This window comes from Flavobacterium sp. FG68, from assembly GCF_057808895.1.
In genome coordinates this window covers 1-4,857 of sequence record NZ_JBMDIY010000068.1, presented here as the reverse complement: position 1 = coordinate 4,857, position 4,857 = coordinate 1, and the positions used below count along the sequence as shown (strand labels likewise).

4 protein-coding genes are annotated in these 4,857 nt (G+C 35.8%); 1 reads left to right on the top strand and 3 read right to left on the bottom strand.

Translation table 11 applies throughout. From position 1 onward, the window contains the following. Positions 1–614: 614 nt before the first annotated feature. The 3 genes from pgl to gndA are packed head-to-tail and all read right to left on the bottom strand — an operon-like array spanning position 615 to position 4,282. A complete protein-coding gene (gene pgl, locus ACODSB_RS23890) occupies positions 615–1,331 on the bottom strand; it encodes a 6-phosphogluconolactonase (RefSeq protein ID WP_488938877.1) in 717 nt (238 codons plus the stop codon). Beyond that, positions 1,315–2,844, bottom strand: coding sequence for a glucose-6-phosphate dehydrogenase (gene zwf, locus ACODSB_RS23885; protein ID WP_488938876.1), 1,530 nt, complete (start codon positions 2,842–2,844; stop codon positions 1,315–1,317). The genes pgl and zwf overlap by 17 nt, the downstream gene beginning before the upstream one ends. Positions 2,845–2,872: 28 nt before the next feature. Next, complete coding sequence (gndA, locus tag ACODSB_RS23880; protein WP_488938875.1) at positions 2,873–4,282, bottom strand: NADP-dependent phosphogluconate dehydrogenase; 1,410 nt, start codon at positions 4,280–4,282, stop codon at positions 2,873–2,875. 330 nt (positions 4,283–4,612) lie between these two features. Here gndA and ACODSB_RS23875 point away from each other — a divergent pair, with 330 nt between their 5' ends. Continuing rightward, positions 4,613–4,855 carry a hypothetical protein gene (locus tag ACODSB_RS23875; protein ID WP_488938874.1) on the top strand — a complete coding sequence of 81 codons (243 nt, stop codon included), beginning with the start codon at positions 4,613–4,615 and terminating at the stop codon, positions 4,853–4,855. Positions 4,856–4,857: the final 2 nt, after the last annotated feature.

The window sequence follows — 4,857 nt, the reverse complement described above, 5'->3', positions numbered from 1 at the left end:
GAACGTTTGATATGCCCGATTATTAAAAAACGATGTCAAAATCAAACGTTCCTACAGAACGTAAACGATGATAACAATATATTTTTCTACCGACGAGATGTTCCTACGGAGCAAAGAAAAATAACCTGTCACTTTTTGATATCCTATTATCATTCCATAGGAATGTTTCGTTGGTAGATAAAATAGAGGTCAGCTGCATTTACGTTCCGTAGGAACGTTTGAAATGTCAGATTATTAAAAAACGATGTAAAAATCAAACGTTCCTACGGAACGTAAACGATGATAACAATATATTTTTCTACCGACGAGATGTTCCTACGGAACAAAGAGATATAACTTGTTATTTTTTTATATCCCGTTATCATTCCATAGGAATGTTTCGTTGGTAGATAAAAATAAAAGTCAGCCACATTTACGTTCCGTAGGAACGTTTGATGTGCCCGATTATTAAAAAACGATGTAAAAATCAACGTTCCTTCAGAACATAAACGATGATAACAATATAATTTTTCTACCGACGAGATGTTCCTATGGAACAAAGAAATATATAAAATAAAAAAAGCCTGTAAACATTACGTTTACAGGCTTTTTAATATGTTTTTAAAACAAATTTCCTAATTCGTTCCTGCAGCAATTTTATCTACAAGAAATAATAATTCTCCAGAAACTGGTTTAATCAACTGCATCGGGTACAGTGTTGGATTAAATTCTCCGGTTGTTACTTCTTTTAAAGCATTTATTTTTTTCTCTCCAAAAGCAACTACGACGATTTTCTCCGCTTTATTGATTAACGGTGCAGTCAGCGTAATGCGATACATTTGTTGAGGAGCTAAATAATAAGCATCAACCCATTTAGTTTGTTCGTTTAATACCGCTTCACCAGGGAAAAGAGAAGCCGTATGTCCGTCGTCTCCCATTCCTAATAAGATAAGGTCAAATTTTCCTTCATCACCTAAAACAGTTCTAATAGACTGCTCGTAAGTAACAGCAAAATCTTCTGGCGTAACACCATCTTTGTACATTTCAAAAATGTTTTCTGCCGGAATAGAAACGTGGCTTAATAAGGTTGCGTAAGACATTTTTGCATTACTCAAATCATCATTTAGCGGAACCCAGCGTTCGTCGCCCCAAAATATAAAAACTTTACTCCAGTCAATTTTTGTTTTGTAAGCATCAGAAGCTAATAACTTGTAAATTCCTGCAGGAGAAGAACCTCCGGTAAGAACAGCTGTAAATTTGCCTTTTTCGGCAATAGCTTTCTGTGCAGATGCAACAAAAAGATCGGCTGCTTTCGTATTAATTTCTTCTGTTGTATTATAAATCTGTATCATTTAAAACTTCTTCTTTTGTTTGTGTATTCGGAATCCATTTGTGTCCTTGGCGGGCCAACAATTCGTCAGCTTCTTCAGGTCCCCAGCTTCCTGCTTTGTAATTAGGAAAACCAACAGGTGCCGTAGTTTTCCAAACTTGTTGAATTGTATCAATAGCATCCCAGGCTTCTTCTACCTGATCCCAGCGCATAAATAGGGTAGGATCTCCTAACAATGCATCTGCAATTAATGTTTCATAAGCTTCCGGCGACATTGTAGAACAAGAGAAATAGTCAAATACCATTTCTGCAGGTCTTAACGAAAGCGAAAGCCCCGGTTTTTTGGTCATAAACTGCAATTTAATATCCATTGCAGGCTGAATATTGATAATCAATCGGTTTGGTGTCATTCCTTCTTTACCATAAGAAAAAGCAGAATGCGGCACTGGTTTGAACTGGATAATGATAGAAGATTGTTTTTCTTCCATTCTTTTTCCGGAACGTAAATAAAATGGAATTCCCTGCCATCTCCAGTTGTCCAGATAAATTTTCATTGCCACATAAGTTTCTGTATTAGAATCGGGTGCAATTCCTTTATCCTCACGATATCCCGGAACCGGAACTCCTTTTATTTCTCCTGCACCATATTGACCTCTTACAATATAATGATCGACTTCTTCTGGTTTGATTCGGCGAATCGATTTCAAAACATCGGCTTTACGATTACGAATATCATCAGCATTTAATGAAGCAGGCGCTTCCATAGCCGTCATACATAAAATTTGAAGCAAATGGTTCTGAATCATGTCTTTTAATGCACCAACACCTTCGTAGAATCCGCCTCGTTCTTCAACGCCCACTTCTTCTGCAACGGTAATTTGGACAAAATCAATAAAATTTCGGCTCCATAAAGGTTCGAACATTGAATTTCCAAAACGGAAAGCCAAAATATTCTGAACCGTTTCTTTACCTAAATAATGATCAATTCTGTAAATCTGTTCTTCTTTGAAAGTCCCCGAAAGCATTTCGTTCAATTCAATCGCAGAAGCTTTATCGTAACCAAAAGGTTTTTCGATAATGATACGATCTTGTTTCGGATTTGCTGCAAGTCCAATCTTTTTAATATTGCTTGAAATTGTCGAAATGAAAGAAGGCGTAATCGAAAGATAGAAAAGACGATTAGCACGTTCACCAAAAGCCAGATCAAAACTGTTGATTTTTTCGTTTAACCCGATATAAGATTCTTCTTTGTCAATATCAAGACTGTGATAGGTTATGTGCGAAAGAAATTTTTCAGTTTCAGGATCAGAAATTCCTTTTCTTCTTGAAAAAGTATTTAGGTTTTCTAATACATAACTGCGAAAATCTTCATTGGTTTTTTCTGCTCTACCAAGAGCAATAATCTGAAACTTTTCAGACATACGTCCGTCAAGGTACAGATTTTGAAAAGCGGGAAAGAGCTTTCTCTTTGCTAAATCTCCGGTTCCTCCAAAAATCACGATGATTGTTGGATTCTTAAGTTTATTTTTAGTCATTGTGTGTAGTTGTGTTGCTTTAAGTTGCTTATTCAGACCATTGTGTATGGAAAACTCCTTCTTTGTCGATACGTTCGTAAGTATGCGCCCCGAAGAAATCACGCTGCGCCTGAATTAAATTTGTTGGCAGATTTGCAGATCTGTAAGCATCAAAATAAGCTAATGAATTCATTAATCCCGCCACAGGTAATCCTTTTTGAACAGCAAACTGAACAGCAGTTCTCATTCCTGCCTGATTCTCTGTTAATTTTGAAGCGATTCCAGCATCCAAAAGCAAGTTTGGTAAATCTGATTTAGTAACATATGCTTTTCTGAAATCTTCTAAAATAGTCGCACGAATAATACAGCCGCCGCGCCATATTTTGGCAACAGTTTCTACGTTTAATCCGTAATTATATTCTTTTGAAGCCGTATGAAGCTGAGCCAATCCTTGTGCATAAGTCACAACAATAGAAAGGTATAATGCTGATTTTAAGGCAGTAATTGCTTCGCTTGTATTTACATTGCTTTCAGCAGCGTTCCAAACTAATTTTTTAGCAGCTTCAATTCTTTCTGGTTTCGTTTTAGACATATCGCGCATGTTAACCGCGGCGTCGATAGTTGGAACCGGAACCTGTAAATCCATTGCGTTTTGCGAAGTCCATTTTCCTGTTCCTTTAGATTTTGCCCAATCTGAAATTTTATTGATTAACAGACTTCCGTCTTCATCTTTTTGTTTTAGAATTTTTCCGGTAATTTCGATCAAATACGATCTAAGATCATCCGTTTGGTTCCACTCTTCAAAAGTTTTCTGAATCGTTTCATCATCCAGATTATAACCTCTTTTCATAAGGTCATAAATTTCAGAGATCAACTGCATGATTCCGTATTCAATTCCGTTATGAACCATTTTTACATAGTTTCCGGCAGAACCATTTCCTAAATATTCTACACAAGGTTCACCGTCTACTTTTGCTGCAATCGCTTCAAAAATAGGACGAAGTCTTTCGTATGCTTTTTGATCACCTCCCGGCATCATTGCAGGACCGAAACGAGCGCCTTTTTCTCCACCAGAAATTCCCATTCCGAAGAAATGAATCCCTTTTTCAGATAATTCTAAAAATCTTCTGTCAGTATCCGTAAAAAAAGTATTTCCACCGTCGATTATAATATCGCCTTTATCTAAATGTGGTAATAAACTTGCGATTGCGCTGTCAACCGGTTTTCCCGCAGGAACCAATAACATAATCGCTCTTGGCTGTTGAATAAGCTCTACAAAATGCTTCACATCTGTAGTTGCTTCAATTGTATGATCAGAATCGGCTTCTTGTTGAAGTGAGTTGACTTTTTCAGTGTCTAAGTCTAAACCTGCAGCCGCAAAGTTATGGCTTGCAATATTTAAAAGTAGGTTACGACCCATTACGCCGAGTCCTACAATTCCAAAATCAAATTTGCTCATAGTTTTTAATTAACTAAATTATTAGAAGTATGTTTTTGCAGCAAAAAGTAAGAGAAAGTATGGTAATTCTTTTTCAATCAATGTTTTGCAGAAAAACAAAGTTTATTTTAATCTTACATTTTAAAATGTAGACCGCTAAGTTAGAGAAAAATGCTGAAACATTAGGAGTAAAATAATTCACTTTTAGGGTATATTGTGATACTTTTTTAAGTGTTGAAATTAAACTTATTTTGAGTTTTAAGTCCGTTTGAAAATCAAAACAAAAGTTGTTCGTTATTTTACAATTTTCCGCTCAAAGGAATGAATTACTTTGAGAAAAAATTATTTAAGATGAAAAGAGCACTTATTTTAAACGGATTACTGCTGCTTACCTTTTGGTGTAATGCGCAAAACTCAAATTCTGAATTGAAAAACGTCAGAAAGATTATAGAAGCCAGCAATGCAATTTATGCAGATCTCGCTAATAAAAACGACGGATCTATTTTAACAAGGTATACCAATGATGCCTGTTTGTTTCCACTGGATATGCAAACAAAAACTGGAGAAAAAGTTAAGCTACATTTTTATAATTAGTT

Bases quoted from the DNA above. Each gene is read 5' to 3' on its own strand.
- pgl (WP_488938877.1), bottom strand. From the start codon at position 1,331: ATGATACAGATTTATAATACAACAGAAGAAATTAATACGAAAGCAGCC.
- zwf (WP_488938876.1), bottom strand. From the start codon at position 2,844: ATGACTAAAAATAAACTTAAGAATCCAACAATCATCGTGATTTTTGGA.
- gndA (WP_488938875.1), bottom strand. From the start codon at position 4,282: ATGAGCAAATTTGATTTTGGAATTGTAGGACTCGGCGTAATGGGTCGT.
- ACODSB_RS23875 (WP_488938874.1), top strand. From the start codon at position 4,613: ATGAAAAGAGCACTTATTTTAAACGGATTACTGCTGCTTACCTTTTGG.